At 53.2% G+C, this 18,583-nt stretch carries 11 protein-coding genes; 10 read left to right on the top strand and 1 reads right to left on the bottom strand.

Annotated features, from left to right (window positions below; genetic code table 11):
• Position 1: 1 nt before the first annotated feature.
• From GT409_RS02025 to GT409_RS01980, 10 genes are all read left to right on the top strand, one after another.
• A complete protein-coding gene (locus GT409_RS02025) occupies positions 2-1,234 on the top strand; it encodes a Gfo/Idh/MocA family protein (protein WP_160626449.1) in 1,233 nt (410 codons plus the stop codon).
• Positions 1,231-2,682, top strand: a complete 1,452-nt coding sequence (locus tag GT409_RS02020) for a sulfatase family protein (protein ID WP_160626447.1) — start codon at positions 1,231-1,233, stop codon at positions 2,680-2,682. The genes GT409_RS02025 and GT409_RS02020 overlap by 4 nt, the downstream gene beginning before the upstream one ends.
• Positions 2,673-4,085 carry a sulfatase gene (locus GT409_RS02015; RefSeq protein WP_160626445.1) on the top strand — a complete coding sequence of 471 codons (1,413 nt, stop codon included), beginning with the start codon at positions 2,673-2,675 and terminating at the stop codon, positions 4,083-4,085. The genes GT409_RS02020 and GT409_RS02015 overlap by 10 nt, the downstream gene beginning before the upstream one ends.
• Before the next feature lie 16 nt (positions 4,086-4,101).
• Positions 4,102-5,424 (top strand): BNR repeat-containing protein, encoded by a 1,323-nt coding sequence (locus tag GT409_RS02010; protein WP_160626443.1) that lies wholly within the window; start codon positions 4,102-4,104, stop codon positions 5,422-5,424.
• Between the two features lie 23 nt (positions 5,425-5,447).
• The gene (locus GT409_RS02005) at positions 5,448-7,592 is read left to right on the top strand and encodes a sialate O-acetylesterase (protein WP_160626441.1); all 2,145 of its coding nucleotides are present in this window, start codon (positions 5,448-5,450) and stop codon (positions 7,590-7,592) included.
• Positions 7,593-7,684: 92 nt separating this feature from the next.
• The gene (locus GT409_RS02000; RefSeq protein ID WP_160626439.1) at positions 7,685-9,313 is read left to right on the top strand and encodes a heparin lyase I family protein; all 1,629 of its coding nucleotides are present in this window, start codon (positions 7,685-7,687) and stop codon (positions 9,311-9,313) included.
• Positions 9,314-9,466: 153 nt separating this feature from the next.
• A complete protein-coding gene (locus tag GT409_RS01995; RefSeq protein WP_160626437.1) occupies positions 9,467-11,332 on the top strand; it encodes an autotransporter outer membrane beta-barrel domain-containing protein in 1,866 nt (621 codons plus the stop codon).
• A 220-nt stretch (positions 11,333-11,552) separates the two neighbouring features.
• A complete protein-coding gene (locus tag GT409_RS01990; RefSeq protein WP_160626436.1) occupies positions 11,553-12,962 on the top strand; it encodes an MFS transporter in 1,410 nt (469 codons plus the stop codon).
• Between the two features lie 85 nt (positions 12,963-13,047).
• Positions 13,048-13,521 (top strand): hypothetical protein, encoded by a 474-nt coding sequence (locus tag GT409_RS01985; RefSeq protein ID WP_160626434.1) that lies wholly within the window; start codon positions 13,048-13,050, stop codon positions 13,519-13,521.
• A gap of 190 nt (positions 13,522-13,711) precedes the next feature.
• Positions 13,712-15,118 (top strand): MBL fold metallo-hydrolase RNA specificity domain-containing protein, encoded by a 1,407-nt coding sequence (locus tag GT409_RS01980; protein WP_160626432.1) that lies wholly within the window; start codon positions 13,712-13,714, stop codon positions 15,116-15,118.
• 53 nt (positions 15,119-15,171) lie between these two features.
• Here GT409_RS01980 and GT409_RS01975 read toward each other — a convergent pair whose 3' ends face one another.
• Complete coding sequence (locus GT409_RS01975) at positions 15,172-18,480, bottom strand: beta-ketoacyl-ACP synthase 3 (protein ID WP_160626430.1); 3,309 nt, start codon at positions 18,478-18,480, stop codon at positions 15,172-15,174.
• Between the last annotated feature and the right edge of the window lie 103 nt (positions 18,481-18,583).

Here is an 18,583-nt window from a genome sequence, read left to right as displayed (position 1 = left end):
GATGGATATTGCCTGCGAAACAATGAACCTTGCAATAGTCGGGTGCGGCGGATATGCCGGTTATCTGATTGATCGGATTGCCGACCTCCCCGGTCTGTGCCGACTGGTAGCTGTAACCACCCGGCGACCGGACAGCGACACGGCCCGTAAGTTTAAAGCACAGGGCGTGGCGGTTCTGGAAAATATCGACGAACTGCTCGAAACAATGACTCCGGAGGAATGTCCGACTCTTATCATTCCCACCAGTATTGAAAGTCATTACGAGTACACCAAAAAGGCCATCGATGCAGGATTTCATGTGCTGCTCGAGAAACCGCCGGCAGCAACCGTTCAGGATGTCGACCGACTGATCGAACTGCAGCAAAGCAGTGACAAATGGATTGCTGTTAATTTTCAGCATTTGTTCAACCCGATGAGTCAGCATCTGAAAAAACGATTGGCTGGCGGGGAGTTCGGTGCAGTTAAATCGGTTCGCGCCCGCGCGTTATGGATGCGTCCGGAATCGTATTTTTCGCGCAGCAGCTGGAGCGGAAAACTGAAGGTGGACGGGCAGTGGGTGCTTGATGGAACCATCGGGAATCCGCTGGCGCATCTGCTGGCGGAAGCTCTCTATCTGGCGACGCCGAAAGACGGTATGGCAACTCCTGTAAATGTGCAGGCTGAGCTGTATCACGGTAACGACATTGAAAGCGAAGATACCAGCTGCCTGCGCCTCGAAACGGAAGACGGTGTGCCTGTTTTTTATTGTGCCAGTCTTTGTTCCAAGGAGATGACTCCGATTTTCTGCGAGATTGAAACCGAGAACGCAGATATCTGTCTGGTCGATTATTTCCAGCTTTCCATCCGTTGGAAAGACGGCCGGATTGAAGAGGCTGAAACGCCGGATAATAATAATGATCTCGATCGGTTGATCATGCTTGAAACTCTGGTGAAGAGTCTGTCGAACAACGAGCGGCCTCTCATTACCGTGGAGGAATGCCGGTCGTACATGTTGGCATGGAATGGCGCCTTTGAATCGTTCGGGGTTCCGGCGGCCGTTCCGGAGTCCGCGGTTTCTTCCGAGATTAACGAGATGGGGCCGGTTCGCTGCATTCCCGGGTTTCTGAATATGGCGGAACAGGCTAGCCGTGAGATGAAGCTTTTTTCGGAACTCGGTGTGGAATGGGCTGAGCCTGGCAAACAGATCGATCTGACGGAATACACCGCTTTTCCTTCGGAGAATAAAGCGTTATGAAAAAGGTCTTCTCAGCATTATCCGTTATTTGTTTGTCGCTTTATGTGTCAGCAGCAAGTCGTCCGAATATTTTGCTGATCACTACAGATGATCAAGGTCTTCAGGTTGGCTGTTACGGCGATGAGTTGGCCCGTACGCCGAATCTGGACCGGCTGGCGGAGCAGGGAGTGCGTTTCACTCAGGCCTATATTGCACAGGCTTCCTGCAGCTCGTCGCGCAGTGCCATATTGACCGGCCTCTATCCGCATCAGAACGGACAGTTTGGATTAACCAACGATTATGAAATGCATCCCGGCATCGAAACCCTGCCGGCTATGCTCAAGAAAGAGGGATATCATACCGGTATCATCGGCAAACTTCATGTGCGGCCGGAAAGTGCATTTCCATTTGATTTCTGGGAAATCAAAAGTGCAAAAGACACCCGTCATGTGCGCAACGTAAACCGGAGTACTCAACACTTCCTCGATTCGGTCGGCTCCAAGCCGTTTTTTCTGATGGTGAATCTCTTTGATCCGCACCGCCCGTATGATGCGGAATCCAATCAATGCGACGGTCTTCCGGAAAAGCCTTTGGGGCCGGATGATATTAAACCGTTTGAGTTTATGGGAGTAGACACACCGGAACTGCGTGCTGAGGTGGCTGCCTATTACAACTGTGTGGCGCGTCTCGATACCGGCATCGGCCTGCTGATGGAGACGCTGGAGCAGCGCGGATTATCGGATAATACGCTGGTTGTTTTTCTTGGAGATCACGGCGTTCCGTTCACCCGGGCCAAAGTGTCCTGCTATGAAGCCGGGGAGCAGGTGCCGTTTATCGTGCGCTGGCCGAAGGGGCGGAGCGGCAGCGTTTGCGACCGGCTGATTTCTTCGGTGGACATCGTTCCGACCATTGCCGAGCTTGTTGATTTTAAACCCCGGACAGAACTGTCGGGTCAGTCGCTTGTTCCTCTGCTGGAAGGGAAAGAACCGCCATGGCGGCAGTTTGTCTGTGCGGAATACACGGCGCACCGCAAAGAGCATTTTTACCCTCGCCGCTCCATCCGCAATACCCGTTACAAGCTGGTTCATAACCTGCTCCATGAGCGGATCAACCCGTTGACTGGAATCGGCCCGGTGCGTGCGGTCTCCGAAACCGGTGCAGTTAAAAACGGTTCCAGCTGGAATGTTTTGAATCCGGAATTTTATCAATCCGGCCGGTTCTACGGCGGGTCTTCTGAGCAGATTCGCGCCGCCTACGCCGCTTATCGCGATGCGCCGGAGTATGAACTCTACGATCTGGAAAAAGATCCGTTCGAGCGCGTCAACCTCGTCGGAAACCCGGAAGTTGCACAGGTTTTTGAAACGCTCAAAACGAATCTGGAAAACTGGCAGGCGGAAACGGATGACTCGTTTGCGGATTCGAAATATCTTGCCACCTTTACCGCAAAGACGGATGCCTTATGCAAATAAAAAAAATGCTTCCTGTTGTGTGTGTTGCGGCTGCTGTGCAGGCAGCAGATAAACCGAATATTCTGATGATTGCCGTGGACGACCTGCGGCCCGAACTGAACCTGTTCGGTGAGCAAGGGATGGTGACGCCGAACTTTGACCGGTTGGCCGCCCGCGGAACTGTTTTTCAGCGTGCCTACTGCCAGTTTGCGGTGTGCGGGCCCTCGCGCGCCAGTTTGATGAGCGGGTTGCGTCCGAATCGCGAGCGGTTCGTTATTGATCGTCGTCAACCGGATATTGATACCGACGCTCCGGGAACGCTTACGCTGTCCCGGTACTTGAAAGAGAACGGCTATAAAACGCAGTCGCTCGGAAAGATCTATCATAGTCGTGATGATAACATGGAAGGCTGGAGCGTTCCGCCATGGCGCGGACCCTGGTCGCACAATCATTACAACCTGCCGGAGAATGAGGCGGTCCGGAAGAAAAATGGACGCTATGGTCCGGCGTTTGAATGCGCCGATGTGCCGGATGAGGCCTACCCGGATGGTCTGATGGCTGCCGAAGCCGTACGTCGCATTGAGACTGCGGCAACGGATGATCAGCCGTTCTTCATTGCGGTCGGATTCTGGCGGCCGCACCTGCCGTTCAATGCCCCGAAGAAATACTGGGATCTCTATCCGGCGGATCAGATTGAACTGGCGGACAATCTGTTCGCACCGAAAAATACACCGGCCATCGCGATGCACAACTCACCCGAGGTGATCGGTTATGAAGGGATTCCGCGTCCGATTGAAAAAATGAGTGATGATCTGGCCCGGACAATGATTCGCGCTTACCGCGCCTGCGTCAGCTTTAGCGATGCCAACATCGGAAAATTGCTCGACGCGCTGGAGCGCAGCGGGCAGGCAGAGAATACCGTGATTGTGTTGTGGGGTGATCACGGCTGGCATCTCGGTGAGAATGCACTGTGGGGCAAGGAGTCTAATTTTGAGCGGTCTTTGCGCACGACCTTGATGGCGGTTGATCCTCGTGTTTCGAAGGGCGGCGAGCAGGCCGATGCGCTGGTCGAACTGGTTGATATTTATCCGACGCTGTGCGAGCTGGCCGGTCTGCCGGTCCCGGAACATGTGGAGGGAAGAAGCTTTACGCCGCTGCTTTCCGATGTTTTCAAGCCTTGGAAAAAAGCGGTCTTCAGCTGCTTTGTGCGGCCGGACCGCGACAAGGCGGGCATGAGTGTGCGGGACGACCGCTACCGCTACACAGAGTGGTGCAATGCGGCCGGTGACTTTAAAGGCCATACACTTTTTGATCTGAAGGAAGACCCGGAAGAAAATAGTAATATTGCAGACAACTCGGAGATGGAGCCGGTTGTCGGACGGATGAAAAAACTGCTTTCCAGTGGTTGGAAACCGATTCAATAAAAAGGAGAAACGAGTCGTGAAAAATATATCAATTTGCGGAGCTTTGGCTGCCGTTATGATGAGCGCCTGTGCGCAGGTGCCGGAGCAGCCTTCCGAGCAGAAAGTCCTGGAGAAAGTTCCGGTGGAACAAGTGTGGCCGGCAACGCCGGTTGCGTTTGCCTCTGAGGTGGCCGGCGATCAGCAGTTTATCTGTTTCTATGATGCCGACCGGGTGATGACGGCGGCCCAGCGCAAGCTGGGTTCCGATCAGTGGATTTTTCAGAAACTGCCGAGCACATTGGGCTGGGACAGCCATAACTATATTGCCATGACGCTGGATGATGACGGGTACATTCATGTTAGCGGAAATATGCATGTGGTTCCGCTGGTCTATTTTCGGTCGACGAAACCGTACGATGTGACGTCGATTGTCCCGGTTCAACGTATGACCGGCGAAAAAGAAGATCGGGTTACTTATCCCAAGTTCCTGCGCGGCGCATGCGGGGAGCTGATTTTTAACTATCGTGACGGCAGCAGCGGCAAGGGAGATCAGATCTATAATGTATATGATCTGAAGACGAGAACCTGGCGTCGGTTGCTGGATCGGCCGCTGACCGATGGCGAAGGCAAAATGAACGCCTATTTTCAGGGGCCGGTGCTTGGGGCGGATGGATATTTTCATATGACCTGGGTCTGGCGTGATACGATTCACTGTGAAACCAATCACGATCTCTGCCATGCCCGCAGCAAAGACCTGGTTCATTGGGAAACCATGGACGGAACGCCGATTGAGCTGCCGATCCGTCTGGATACACCCGGCGTGATTGTTGATCCGGTTCCGATCAAACAGGGAATGCTCAACGGCAATGGGAAGATCGGGTTCGATTCGCAGAACCGGGTCGTGCTGGCTTATCACAAGTTTGACGAAAACGGAAAGACGCAACTCTACAATGCCCGTTATGAAAACGGGGCATGGAAAATCTATCAGACTTCCGACTGGAACTATCGCTGGTATTTTTCCGGTGGCGGCAGCATCAATAACGATATCCGCATTACGCCGGTTCAGTTGCGCGATGGAAAGCTGACGCAGGGGTTCAGCCATAAGGAAGAAGGTTCGAAAACCTGGGTGCTCAACGAGGAAACTCTCCAGCCGGTCGGCGCCGTGGAGCTGCCGTCTCTTCCAAAAGAAATCCGCAAGCTTCGTTCGCAGTTCCCGGGGATGCAGGTGAGAACCCAGCGGGACCAAACAGATTCTTCCTTGCTGTTGCGCTGGGAGGTTCTTCCCAAACATCGCGACGCTCCGCGTCCGAAACCGTGGCCGGAACCGGTGATGCTGGAAGTTTATAACCTCGCAGAATAATCAATTCGTTTCAGGAGAATAACGTGACTAAACGTTTTTTAATATGGGTTGTTTCCTGTTTTGCGGCATCACTGTTTGCCGAGGTAAAACTGAATCCTCTTTTTACGGATCACATGGTGCTGCAGCGCAACCATGCGACGCCGGTTTATGGAACAGCAGATCCCGGTGAGAATATTACGGTTGAGTTTGCCGGGCAGGTCAAAACCGCAGTGGCTGGTGAAAACGGCGAGTGGAAAGTGACGCTTGATCCAATGCCGGCTTCCAGTAAGCCCCGCTCACTGTCTGTTCAGTCGACAATCGGACATCATAAATCGTCAATCGTCGATGTCCTCGTCGGAGATGTCTGGCTGTGTGCCGGGCAATCCAATATGGCGACAGAAATTCGACTTTATCCAACGCTGCGCGAGGCAAAAGCGGATGTTCTGAATAACTCTCAGGTGCGCATGTTTAAGTTTCAGCGCGAAGGAATCGGCGCGGAAAAACCCTCGAAAGAGGTGGTGATTGATGCGCCGTTCCAGAATTCGTGGCAGAAGATGACGCCGGCGATGGCGCGCGAGTTTTCCGCGACAGGTGCATTCTTTGGGAATGCACTGCAGCCGATGGCCGGCATTCCGATCGGACTGCTGTATGCCAATCGCGGCGGAACGGCGGTCAATCAATGGCTTCCGATGGAGTTCATGCAGAGCAAGCCGGAGCTCTATGCTCCGTTTCTGGGCGCGGACAATCCGTGGTGGACGGACGGTCCAAGGAATCCCGGACTGATTCGTGCTCCGTCGCGTCTGTTCAACGGAACGATCCATCCGGTTATCCCGTTCGCGATTCGCGGCTGCATTTGGTATCAGGGAGAATCGGATGACCGTTACAGCGATATCTACGGTGAGATGTTTTCTGATTTAATCACGGTGTGGAGAAATCTATGGGGGTACGATTTTCAATTTCTGTTTGTCCAGCTCGCTCCGTATGACGTTGTCGGCTGGGATGCTCGCAGGGAGGCATGGGCTTTTCTTCGCGAAGCGCAGGATGCTGCGTTGGCTCTGCCGAACACCGCACGTGCAGTGATCATCGATTCCGGTGAGCAGCTCGACATCCATCCGCAGAACAAGCAGCCGGTCGGCGAGCGGTTGGCCTTGCTGGCCGCAAATCTCGACCAGCCGGACATTGAGGCACATAGTCCGGAGTTTGATACGGCAGAAGTTGTCGGCAGTAAAATTCGTGTCACCTTCAAATATGCTGCTTCCGGTTTGGAAGCCCGCCGTGTGGCAATGAATAAAAACAAACGGATTGAGCCGGGAACAGACCCGGAGGCTTTTGTGATTGAGGCCGATACATTGGCCGGGTTTACGGTTTGCGGAGAGGATCATAAGTTTGTGCCGGCAAAGGCGCGGATTACCGGAACCAATACGGTTGAGGTTTGGGCCGATTCTGTGGATGCCCCGGTTGCTGTGCGTTACGGCTGGGCCAATTTTCCGCTGTGCAATCTGTATAACAGCGCCGGGCTTCCGGCGTGTCCGTTCCGCAGCGATCACTTTCCTCCTCCGGACTTCTCTGAGTCCGGTCTGGATGTTTCGGCGGCGCAAATTCAGCAGGTTCAAAAAGAAGTGCGTGATGATTTTAGCGGCGAACTTCCCAATGTTTGGGAAAATCTTCACACCGCCGGATGGCAGGCGGTCGACGGTCACGTGCAGGCCGGAGCTTTTTCAGGAAGTCATTATGTGCTGGCCAACAACGATGCCACAGCTGATGAAGACATGAAGATTGATGTGAGTGTATCGATCAGCAGTGCCGGACGCAATGCCTGGGGCGGGTTGGCGTTTAATGTTCAGAACGCGAACAGCTTCTATGTTTTACGCATCAAGTTCGATACCGGCGCTTATCAGCTGTTGCGGATGGTTGATGGCGGGAAGCCGCTGGTGGTGGATTCTGCGAATGCATCGAGAAAGTTTGAGGTTGGAGGTGTTTATTCCCTGCGACTGCAGTCGGTTCCCAAGCAGGGGTTTTATGCGGTGACGATTCGTGATGCCGGAAATGATGACGTGATGCTTGCGAGAGTGAAAGTGGAAGCGGCACCGGTTTTTGTCAGCGCTCGCGCCGGGCTTTACTGCGGATCGAAGACCGCTCAGCCCGATCTGTTTGTCTTTGACGATTTTGTCTTTAAGGCCGGAAAGTAAATGATCAGAAAATGAATGTGCTGTCTTTATCCGGAATATTGAGCCCATTTTTTGGACTGTTGTTTGGGTTGCAGTCTGTTCCGGAATATCATGTGAGCCGAGAGTTTGAGGAGCCGGCATATATTCAGTATGAGTGGGTGGCAAGGGGAGAGGCCGGCTGGTATCACCGTTACACGGAAGATGATGTTACAAGCAGCATTCCGACGGATGACTGGGAGTTCGGTAATATTTATTTGTCGGAAGAAAAGGCATACAGCGGAAGCCGCTGCCTGGCGGTTCAATCGATGGTAAACAGTAATAGTCTTAAGGATCGTGTTGAAATCGAAGTTGCCAACTGGTCGGGTGATGAGGCTTTGCAGTTCGGCCAGACCCGTTATGTGGCTTATCGTCTGTATATCGATGAGGAGTCCGGTGTGTTTGCAAAGCATTTCACTCAGGTCTGGCAGCCGAATGTGGCTGCCAAAGTTCCTTTTACAATGACCTTTGTTGACGCGTATGACGATTGGCGATGGGAGGCCGCTGCCCGTTCGTTTACATTAAAGAGTGTTTTTGCCTCGCAAACGATCAGCAAAGGTCAGTGGCATACCTTTATTTTCCAGTTTACTCCGCGTTACACCGAAATAAATCAGGATGGAGAAATCCGGATCTGGGTGGATGGGGTGTTGGCCGGGACGTACGTTGGACCCTGGGGAGAAATGCCGGGGCATGTGTGGCCGGATTACGATCCGGTCGGACCGGCGATGTCGATTCGCAGCGGCCTGTACGCTGGACCGGGCGGAGTTTTTCATCCTTATCAGGGTCTGTATTTCGACGACTACCGCATGGGCACTTCATTTGATGAAGTAAATCCGGATGCCGGACGGCTGGAGTTTGAGGCCGAGAACGGAGAACTAAGCGGCGGCCTGCAGCGCATCGCTCATTCGGATGCGAGTTTCGGATGGTGTATTGAAGAGCCGGACGGAATGACGAACGGAACCGGTTTTGCAGAGTATGAGTTTGAGCTGGATGAGGCCGCCACTGTACACCTCTGGCTGCTGGCCTATGGCGAAACCGGCAACGATGATTCAATCTATGTATCAATGGATGGAGAGAATCACCGGTATTGCGGGTTGCCTCAGGGAACAACATTCAGTTGGAAAAAGATTTGGGAAGTCGGAGATTCTGATCCGTTGGAGTACAGTCTGTCTGCCGGTTCTCATACCTTGCGGCTAACTCGCAGGGAGCAGGGGGCGCGGATCGATAAAGTGTTTATTCAGAAACCGGGTGATCTCGACCCGGCTTCTTTGACTCCCCGAAACCGCATTGAGCTGGAGGCAGAGTCCGGCGTTTTGACTGATCCGTTTGTGGCTGTGAACGATCCGGGAGTATCCGGCGGGCAGTATTTGAGCCAGACCAATCCCTCCGGAACAGGCACTGCGGACTATGATTTTTATGTTCCAACCACCGGGGTCTATAATCTCTGGGTATCCGGTTGCGGAACCACCGGTGCGATGGATTCGATCTATGTTTCCATGGACGGTTCTTTGAGGATCAGCTGTGCTCTTCCGGTTTCTTCCGATGGAATTATGCTGTGGAAAACACTGACGGACTGGGGAGGCAGTACTCCGTTGGAATTTGATCTTTCCGGGGGGCACCATACGCTGCGCCTCTCCTGCCGGGAATATAATTTCAGAATCGATCGACTGATTCTTGTGAAAGAAAGCCAGTCGATACATCCATAAGAAGATCATGAAAAATCATGGTAAATATTTTCTCATCGGAACATTTCATGAGTCGCCTACACTTATATTTGCCGCTCAGAGAACATCCTTAATGAGCGTGTAACGTTGCTGGTGTTAGTGTTTAAAAATATAAGCAAGTAAAAGGAGAGAGGTGTGAAAATACAGGATTATATATTTGTTCTGATTTTGTCTTTAACTTGGGCGTCTCATGCCGAAACCGTTGTTTGGGATGATGGCGCATCGGATGGTTCCCGGTGGGGGACGGCTGCCAACTGGAATCCGGATACAACCCCGAATTCAAGTGATGATTTCGATTTTGCCGGTAACAGCATTTCCGCATTGGGCGGGGATATGACCGCAAAGACATTGATTGGTGGGGATTCCTCTACACTGCGTATGAGATCGGCCGGTGTCGGTTTGTATGGAGACCTTCGGCTGGTTGGAAGCAATGTGTTCTGGCGTTATGTTGAAACCGGGGAAAAGACGGTGAGTTTCGCAGTGAATGGTTCGGCCACTGTGGGAGGCGATGATTTCCGTTTCATGATCGACCACGCGGATGATACGGTCACCTTCGATATTCAGACCTTGATTCTGCAGGCTTCCAGCAAGGTTAGGAAACAGGGTTCCGGCAACCTGATCCTGAATGCCGCATCGTGTAGTGCCAACGGAAACACGATTGAAGTTGATTCCGGGCAACTGATGCTGGATGGAGCTGCCGACTATTCCGGTTTGACCATTGACGTAACCGGTGCGACGAGCTCCGGAAAGTTTGTTGTGGGAACAAATTCGATAACATTGGCCGGCTTGATCATTGAGGGGACTGAAATTGATCCGGGAGTCTATGCTCCCGGCGACGACATATTCACCACTTACAGCGCTCGTCTCGTGAATGACGGCGGCACGCTGAATGTAGGTGCGGTGCCTTCGTCTACAGTTACCTGGGACGAAGGGGCCGCAGACAGCTCCCGGTGGGGGACGGCTGCCAACTGGAATCCGGACACTCTTCCGAATTCTGTCGATGATTTCGATTTTACCGGTAACAGTATCTCTGCGTTGGGCGGGGATATGATCGCTAAAACACTGATCGCCGGGGATGCTTCGACCTTGCGTATGAGGTCGCCGGGAGTCAGCTTGCTCGGAGATCTCCAGCTGGTCGGATCCAATGTGTTATGGCGTTATGTCGAAACTGGAGAAATGACGGTGAGTTTTTCTGTAGACGGTTCTGCTATGGTGGGAGGCGATGACTTTCGCTTCATGATCGACCACGCAGATGATACAGTGACCTTTAATATGCAGTCTTTAATCCTGCCGGCCTCCAGCAAGATCCAAAAACAGGGCTCCGGCAATCTGACCCTGAACGCCACGTCGTGTACTGTCAATGGAAACACGATTGAAGTGGACTCAGGGAAACTGACGCTTGATGGAACCGCCGACTACTCTGATTTGACTATTGATGTGACCGGTGCGACAAGCTCCGGAAAGTTTGTGGTGGGGAGTAATTCTGTTACGCTGGCAGGCCTGACTATCGAAGGGAATTTCATTGATTCGGGAGTCTATGCTCCCGGCGATGACATTTTTACCACCTACAGCGCTCGTCTGCTGAATGAAGGCGGCACGCTGATCATCGGTGCAACAGAAGGATACGATCTGTGGGTGGAAAATGCAGGATTGACCGCAGGCGTCAACGATGGCTTGACCGATAACCCGGATGGAGATGCTCTTAATAATCTGTACGAATATGGTCTGGGCGGCAATCCGATCGACGAAACGGACATGGGGCAGCAAGCAACTTTTGTCAATGATGACGGCACGATGACCTTTGTTCATGTGCAGCGCTCAGATGACAGTTCTCTGTCTTACTATCTCGAAACCTGTGATGATCTTGTTTCCGGAGCATGGACCAACAACGGTTATTTAGTTACAGGAACCAATGTGACAGGTAATACGTTTGATTATGTCACCAATATGGTTTTGACGGTTGATGGACAAAAGTTCATCCGTTTGGTTATTGAAAAGTAAATTGACGGTGCAGATGTTTCGAAAAGCCGGCGTGAACAACACGCCGGTTTTTTTGTATACTCATGATATTTTTAAAACTAAATGGTAAAAAGTTTTGATTTAAAATTGCAATTTGTATACAGTGAGTTGCTCGTTTTAGGAACAGCAAGACCGGGGGTTCCCCGAAAATGCAGCGATCAATAAGTTGGTGCAGCAAAATAGCGACTTTAGGGAGTGGTTCATGTTTGGAAAAAAGGCAAAAGAATACAATCCGCATCACATTCCACTGTTGAACAAGATCGGTTATGGATTCGGTGCAATAGCGGACAACCTGATTATGAACGCCTTCGGCGGGCTGGTGATGCCGGTGTACAACATTGCTCTGTTTGTCGATCCCGCTTTGCTTGGCTATGCCATTGCAATTCCACGCATTTTTGACGCTTTCAGTGATCCCATTATGGGGAATATTTCTGATAATACCCGCAGTCGCTGGGGCCGTCGTCGGCCGTATATTTTTTCCGGAGCACTCCTTTGCGCGTTGCTGCTTCCGGTCGTCTGGATGGCTCCGGTTCATGAAGACCGGTTTGTGTTCTGGTGGGTGGCAATTCTCGGAACACTCTATTTTACCGCATATACGGTCTATATTGTTCCATGGCAGGCTCTTGGATTTGAAATGACCACTGATTATGACGAGCGGCAGCGTTTGCTGGCGTGGCCGAACTATGTGGGATTGACCATGTCCTTTCTGTTGCCGTGGCTTCCGCGTTTAGTCGAAGTGGAACGTTTTGGCGGAACGGTTCAGGGGGCCGTCTGGGTCAGTGTCGGAGTAGGACTGATTATCATTCTGGCCGGACTTCTGCCGACACTCTTCGGCCGGGAAATTGCTCAGGCAGAAGAACAGGAGCATATCGGGCTCATAAAAGCCATTATGGTTTCTGCCAGCAACCCTTCTTTCCTGATTGTCGCCTTTTCCAATGTGATCGTGCTGGCGGGACTGGCTGCATTTTCCGGTATGGGGCTTTATGTAAACATTTTCTACATCTTCGATGGCGATCGAGCCGCCGGTCTCGCGCTGGCCGGTCTAGGGGGGACGGTGTATGCCATTGCTGCTTATTTCAGTGTGATGCTGGCCGTTCGGCTCGGAACCAGGCTGGGTAAAAAGGTGGCGACTCAGATTTTGCTGGGACTTACAATGCTTGGAGCTGCCAGCCTCCTGTTCACGCTTCGCCCGGATATGCCGTATCTCCAGCTGGTATCAACCGTTTTTGTTGGTCTCGGTCTGCAGGGAACCTGGATGACGTTCTTCACCATGGTCGGTGATGTTTGCGAAGAGGATGAGCTGAAAACCGGGTTGCGGCGCGAGGGCATGTTCAGTTCCATTGGCGGCTTTTCGCGCAAAATGGCCGTGGCTGTTGCCGCCATTATCACTGGAAACATTTTGAAATGGATTGGTTTTGATGCCGAAGTGGCCGCTACCAGCGGCGTGCCGGAAAACGTCTTAGGCCTGCTTAAAATCTCATTTGTGGGCGGGCAGGTGATCGTGCTTGGGCTCGGTCTGCTGTTGATCAGTTTTTATCCCATTACTCGCGAACGCGCTCTCGAAACCCAACGCCTGCTCAAGGAACGCCGCGGAGAATTGACCGAGGCCTGATAGACGGCATTGCTGTTGGCCTTTAAAGAAATCTTGCGATCTGGCGGTTCAAGGTTAGAATTGTCTCTAAAAGGGGAAGAAGTTAATGAGAGCATTGTGGATTTTTTTGATCGCGATTCTTCTGGTCTGTGGCTGTACCACCTCGTCACAGGTTCAGGAGATGATCGATAGCAATAACCAGAAGATTGCGGCAGAACAGTTAAAGCCGGAGTTTGATCGTATCAGTGAACAGATTGCCGCTGTTGAGGTGCAGTTGAAGGACCTGACTGAGCGGTTGGATACTCTTGAAAAAATCAGCGCCCGGGCCGAGGAAAAGATTCTGAATATCAGCCTGGCGCTAAATAAAGCCCAGGGCGATATGGGCGTGATTAGCCAGAAGATTCAGGAGGTTGAAACGCTGGCAAAATCGCAGCAGAGTGCAATTCGCGCTGCGGCGGACTCTGTTGCCGCCCAGGATAAAATGCTTTTGGAAGTCTTTCGCAGGCAGCTGACCGGTCTGGCAAAAGTGATCGAACAGCTCGAAGGCGATGTGAAAAATCTCGAAGAACCCGCCGAATAATTCCAGCTGTTTCCAAACCTTGGAAAAGTGGTTCCGCCGACCGCATTTTCATTGCTGCCGGCGGTTGTTTTTTTGTCTTCCAATGTTTGGAAAACCGTTGAGGCATGCTTCCGTTGAAATGAGGTCGAGGAAAGAGTTCCACGCCTTCATTATTTGATCTATACTCGATCTTATTAAGGAGGCACTTGCGATGAATTTGAAACTGAACTTTTTCGGTGCGGCTCAGAATGTGACGGGCTCCTGCTATCTGATTGAAGCGGCAGGAACCCGGATTTTAATTGATTGCGGACTCTATCAGGAACGCGACCTGAAATCGCGCAACTGGGATCCGTTCCCGGTGCCTCCGGAAACCATTGATGCGGTTTTGCTGACGCATGCGCACCTGGACCATTGCGGCCGCCTGCCGAAACTGGTGAAGGAGGGCTTTTCGGGGAAAATTCTTTGTACCTCGGCAACGCTCGAAATTGCTCAGATTATCATGAAAGATTCTGCGTTCCTGCAGGAAGAAGATGTGAAGCATAAAAAAGCGCGTCACGAGCGGCAGGGGAAAACCAGTCCGTTTCCGTATGAACCGCTTTATACGCAGGGGGATGTCGAGCAGACAATTCCGTTGATGCGCCCGGTGGTTTACGACGCTCCGGTTGCGGTTGGGGAGGGGATTTCTGCTGAGTTCCGCGAGGCCGGGCATATCTTCGGATCAACCAGCATCCGGTTGACGGTGACGCAGGGTGATGAGTCCCGGAGCATTCTGTTCTCCGGAGACGTTGGTCGTTGGGATATTCCGATCATTAATGATCCTAGCTCTTTTGAAGAGGCGGACTATATTCTGGTCGAATCAACCTATGGGGACCGGGTCCACGGCAATGCCAAAGACATTCCGGAGGAGCTTGCGCGGATTATCAATGAAACGAACGAAGCCGGCGGCAATGTTGTTATTCCCAGCTTTGCTGTCGAGCGTACGCAGGAACTCCTTTATCACCTCAATGGGCTGCTTCGCGAAGACCGGATTCCCCACCTGCTGGCATTTGTAGACAGCCCGATGGCCATCAAAGTGACCGAAGTGTTTAAAAAGCATCCCGAACTGTTCGATGACGAAGCGCTGGAGCTGCTTCGCAAAGGCCAGCACCCATGCGACCTTCCGGGGCTGACTCTGTCAAACACAACGGACCAGTCGAAAGCCATCAATCACATCAGCGGAACCGCCATCATTATTGCCGGTTCCGGCATGTGCACCGGTGGCCGCATCAAACATCATCTCAAAAACAACATTGGGCGCCCCGAGAGCACCATTCTTTTTGTGGGGTATCAGGCGGTCGGAACCCTGGGCCGTTTGATTCTTGAAGGGACAGATCCCATCCGGATCTTCGGAGAAGAACACGAAGTGAAGGCGCGCATCGAAAAAATAAACGGCTTTTCCGCGCATGCCGACCAGGAAGAGCTGCTGCGCTGGATCACCTCCATGAAAAAGCCGCCGCGCCGTGTATTTGTGACACACGGCGAGCCGAAAGCCGCCGGAGCCTTCAGGAAACTGCTTGCAGAAAAAACCGGATGGAACTGCGAAGTCCCGGAATACCAGCAGGAAATCGCTCTCGATTAGCTTCTTTTCAAACCTCGGAGCTTTTATCGCCGAGCCTGTCCTGCCTTTGGAATCTACTGCTTTTCAATTACTGCGGCACCGAAGGTAAAGCCGCCGCCAAAGGCGGTCAGGCCGACTCGCGCGTCTTTTTCGAGCTGCGGCATCAGTTCGGTCAGAGCAAACGGAATTGTGTTCGACGATGTGTTTGCGTATTTGCAGATGTGGTTGAACATTTTCTCCGGCGGATATTTGATCGTTTTGCGGATGGCTTCGATAATCCGTTCGTTGGCCTGATGTGGAACGATCTGGTCGAGTTCGTCCACAGCAATGCCGCGGTCGGCGCATGCTTTGGACAGCATATCGATCATCTTCTTCACCGCGACCTTGAAGACCGTGAGGCCTTCCATCGCAATTTTTTCTTCGCTTCCCATATTGGGTACGTAGAGCACTTTGTCAGCGACGCCTTTTGCGGAAAGAACCGGACGGTTAACGAGCGCGTTAATGTTTCCTTGCCGCGGTTCGCAGGAGAGCAGGGATGCGGTTGCCGCGTCGCCGAAAAGAACGCTGGTTTTCGGGTCGTCGTGGTTGATCATTGGCGACAGCGTCTCGGCGGTGATGACGATAACTTTTTTCGATGGATCATCGCGCAGGATGTCGACTGCATTCTGCAGGGCGTACATATATCCGGAACAGGCGGCGTTTACGTCGTGCGCCTGCATCAAGAGTTCGCCTTTTTCGGGCGAGAGTGCGCGCAGAACGCGGCAGGCGAGCGACGGAGTCATGGCCGTCGGCGTTCCGGTTGAGCAAACCAACGCGTCAATATCGGACGGTTCCAGCCGTTCCTTGGCCAGCAGGTCACGCACGGCCTGTACGGCCATGGATGTGACATCCTGGGTTCCATCGATCCAGTAGCGCGTTTCGATCCCGGTTCGTTTCTGGATGGCGGCCGAATCCCATTCGTCATTCGGGTTCACCAGATCCTCGTTCACAATCTTACGTGCACCAAGCACCGTGGAAATCGACGAAAGAAGAATCGGTTTCCGAACTTCGGAAACGGTTTTTTCAATGCTTGGAATGTCTGCAGAAAACAGTTTTTCCAGAATCGGGGTGCCGGGGTTTTCCGATGTAACCGGCTTTTTGATCAGGTCGGTTTCTTCTGTTTTGATGCGCGCCAGCGGTGTGCCGACATCAACGGAATCGCCTTCTTCCAGAAGCAGTTCTTCGACGATGCCGTCAACCGGTGTGGAAATTTCCATCGTGGCTTTGTCGGCTTCCACCGAAGCGAGAATGTCGCCGGCCTGTACGGCTTGTCCGGCTTCCACCTGCAGTTCTGTGATCGTCACTGTTTTATCAGACGGGCTGGATCCGATTGCATTGACTGTGACCATGCCCTCGGCTTCCTCGACCGGCTTCTGCCATTCAAGTGAATAGCCGGTCAGTTCGGCGGCTTGGGTGAGCACGCTTTTGAATGAGGGCAGGACGTCGATCTGGCTTTCAAAGTGGTAGGGGATGTAGGTGTCGGCCCGCGCAACGCGCGCCATTTTGATGCCGTCGGTTTTTTCGGCCACGGTGGCGAGGATTTCGCCGCCGAGTCCGCAGGTGTGATTGTCTTCGTGGACGACCAGCAGTTTGCCGGTTTTTTGTGCGGAAGAGAGGACGGTTTCCTGATCCCACGGAGAGAGGGAACGCAGGTCGATCAGCTCCGCAAAAGCACCGGCTTCTTCGAGTGCATCGGCGGTTTTTTCGCACAGCGGCATGGTGGAGCCCCAGCTGACAATAGTCAGGTCTTTGCCAGGGCGCGTCACGCGCGCTTTTCCGATCGGTACAAACTGTTCGGCAGCGTTGTCTGCACAGCAGACCGAGCGGTCATTGATCAGGTTTTTCGGGAAGAGAAAAATCGTCGGACGACCTGACTCGAACGAAGCGTTGAGCAGGCCGGCGGCATCGGCGGCAGTCGACGGCATCAGTACGTCGAGGCCGGGAATATGCGCGAAGGTGGCATCAAAGGTCTGCGCATGGTACGGTCCGAGGCCGGGGCGGTAGCCGCCGCAAATGGCCATCACCGTAACCGGGCATTCCCACTGTCCGTTGGTGCGCCACCACATCGCGCCGAGCTCGGCGGCTATCTGGTTGAAGGCCGGCAGCATAAAGTCGACAAACTGAATGCAGGCGACCGGCTTTTTGCCCGTCAGCGACTGGCCGATAGCCGCGCCGACAATCGTCGCTTCACTCAGCGGCGAATTGACCACCTGCTTCGGGAAATCCTTGCCGACGCCGCGGGTGAGGCCGAACACATCACCTTTGGGGTCTTCAATATCTTCGCCATAAAAATAAGCATCCGGATCGCTGTCGAGGCGGGCGCGGATTACCGAGCGCATTGCCTCAATCATCGTCAGGGCGTCGCCGTCAGCACGCTGTTCCTCTTTTCCTGAGACAATCGGCTTTTTGGCATGCAGCTCGGTTTGGCAGATCGGCGCTTTGCGCGCGGCGGTAAAGGCTTCGTCGAGTTCGTGGTTGATCTCGTGTTCGATCTTTTTCAGCTCATCTTCCGGAATGCCGGCTTCGATCAGCTTTTCCGCCAGAATCAGGATCGGATCGGAGTTTTCGAGCATCTCGCGGATATCTTCGGCCGAGCGGTAGAGCGAGTGGTCGTCGGCGTTGGTGTGGCTCATCAGCCGCTCAACGTCCATCACAACAATCTGGGGCTGGTTTTTCCGAACCTTGGAAACCGCTTCCCCGAAAACCGCATGGGTTTCGACGGCATTGGTGCCGTCGCAGCGCAGAATTGGAATTCCGTAAAATTCATCCGCATCTCCATCGGGACGCGAGAAGAAGGTGCGGCCCTTGGACAGAGTGGAGAGTGCGTATTTGTTGTTCTGCACCACAAACAGAACGGGCAGTTCGGAACGGACAGCTTCTGCGATTGCTTCGAGATATTCGCCTTCCTGAGTTCCTCCGTCGCCGATTCCGCAGTAGACGATTTCGCCTTTTGCTTTAACGGCCTGGGCGACGCCGACAGCCTGCAGGGCGTTATTGGCCACGCAGGTTGGTGCACTCAGCAGACGCAGCGCATGGCTGTTGGCAAACGCGGGCATGCGGCGGCCTTCCGACGGCGACCCGGATTTCCCGAGCAGGTCAAGGAGAACATCGGTCAGCGTGACGCCGCGGGCGAGCATCAGTGCGCGGTCGCGGTAGTGGCAGTGCAGCCAGTCCGCTTCCGTCAGGTGCGGAGCCAGTGCGGCCATTGCCTCGTGACCGGACGAAGGAATGTAGAAAAAGGCTTCTCCGCGCTGGGCGGCGTCCTCCTGCACAGCGTCGGCTTTCCGCGATGCCAGCATATTTCTGTAAATACTGAGAAAAAGGTCGGTATCTTGTTTTTGCATGAGTCGTCTATCTATATTAAAGCGGCATACTAGGCAGGCTCCTCCCGGAAGGTCGAATATATTTTCCAATGTTTGGAAAATCTGGGAAGGTTTTTTCAGGGGT

The organism is Tichowtungia aerotolerans (assembly GCF_009905215.1).
Classification (GTDB): Bacteria; Verrucomicrobiota; Kiritimatiellia; order Kiritimatiellales; family Tichowtungiaceae; genus Tichowtungia; species Tichowtungia aerotolerans.
Note: the sequence above shows the minus strand (reverse complement) of the source record. Positions and strands in the feature narration are given on the sequence as shown.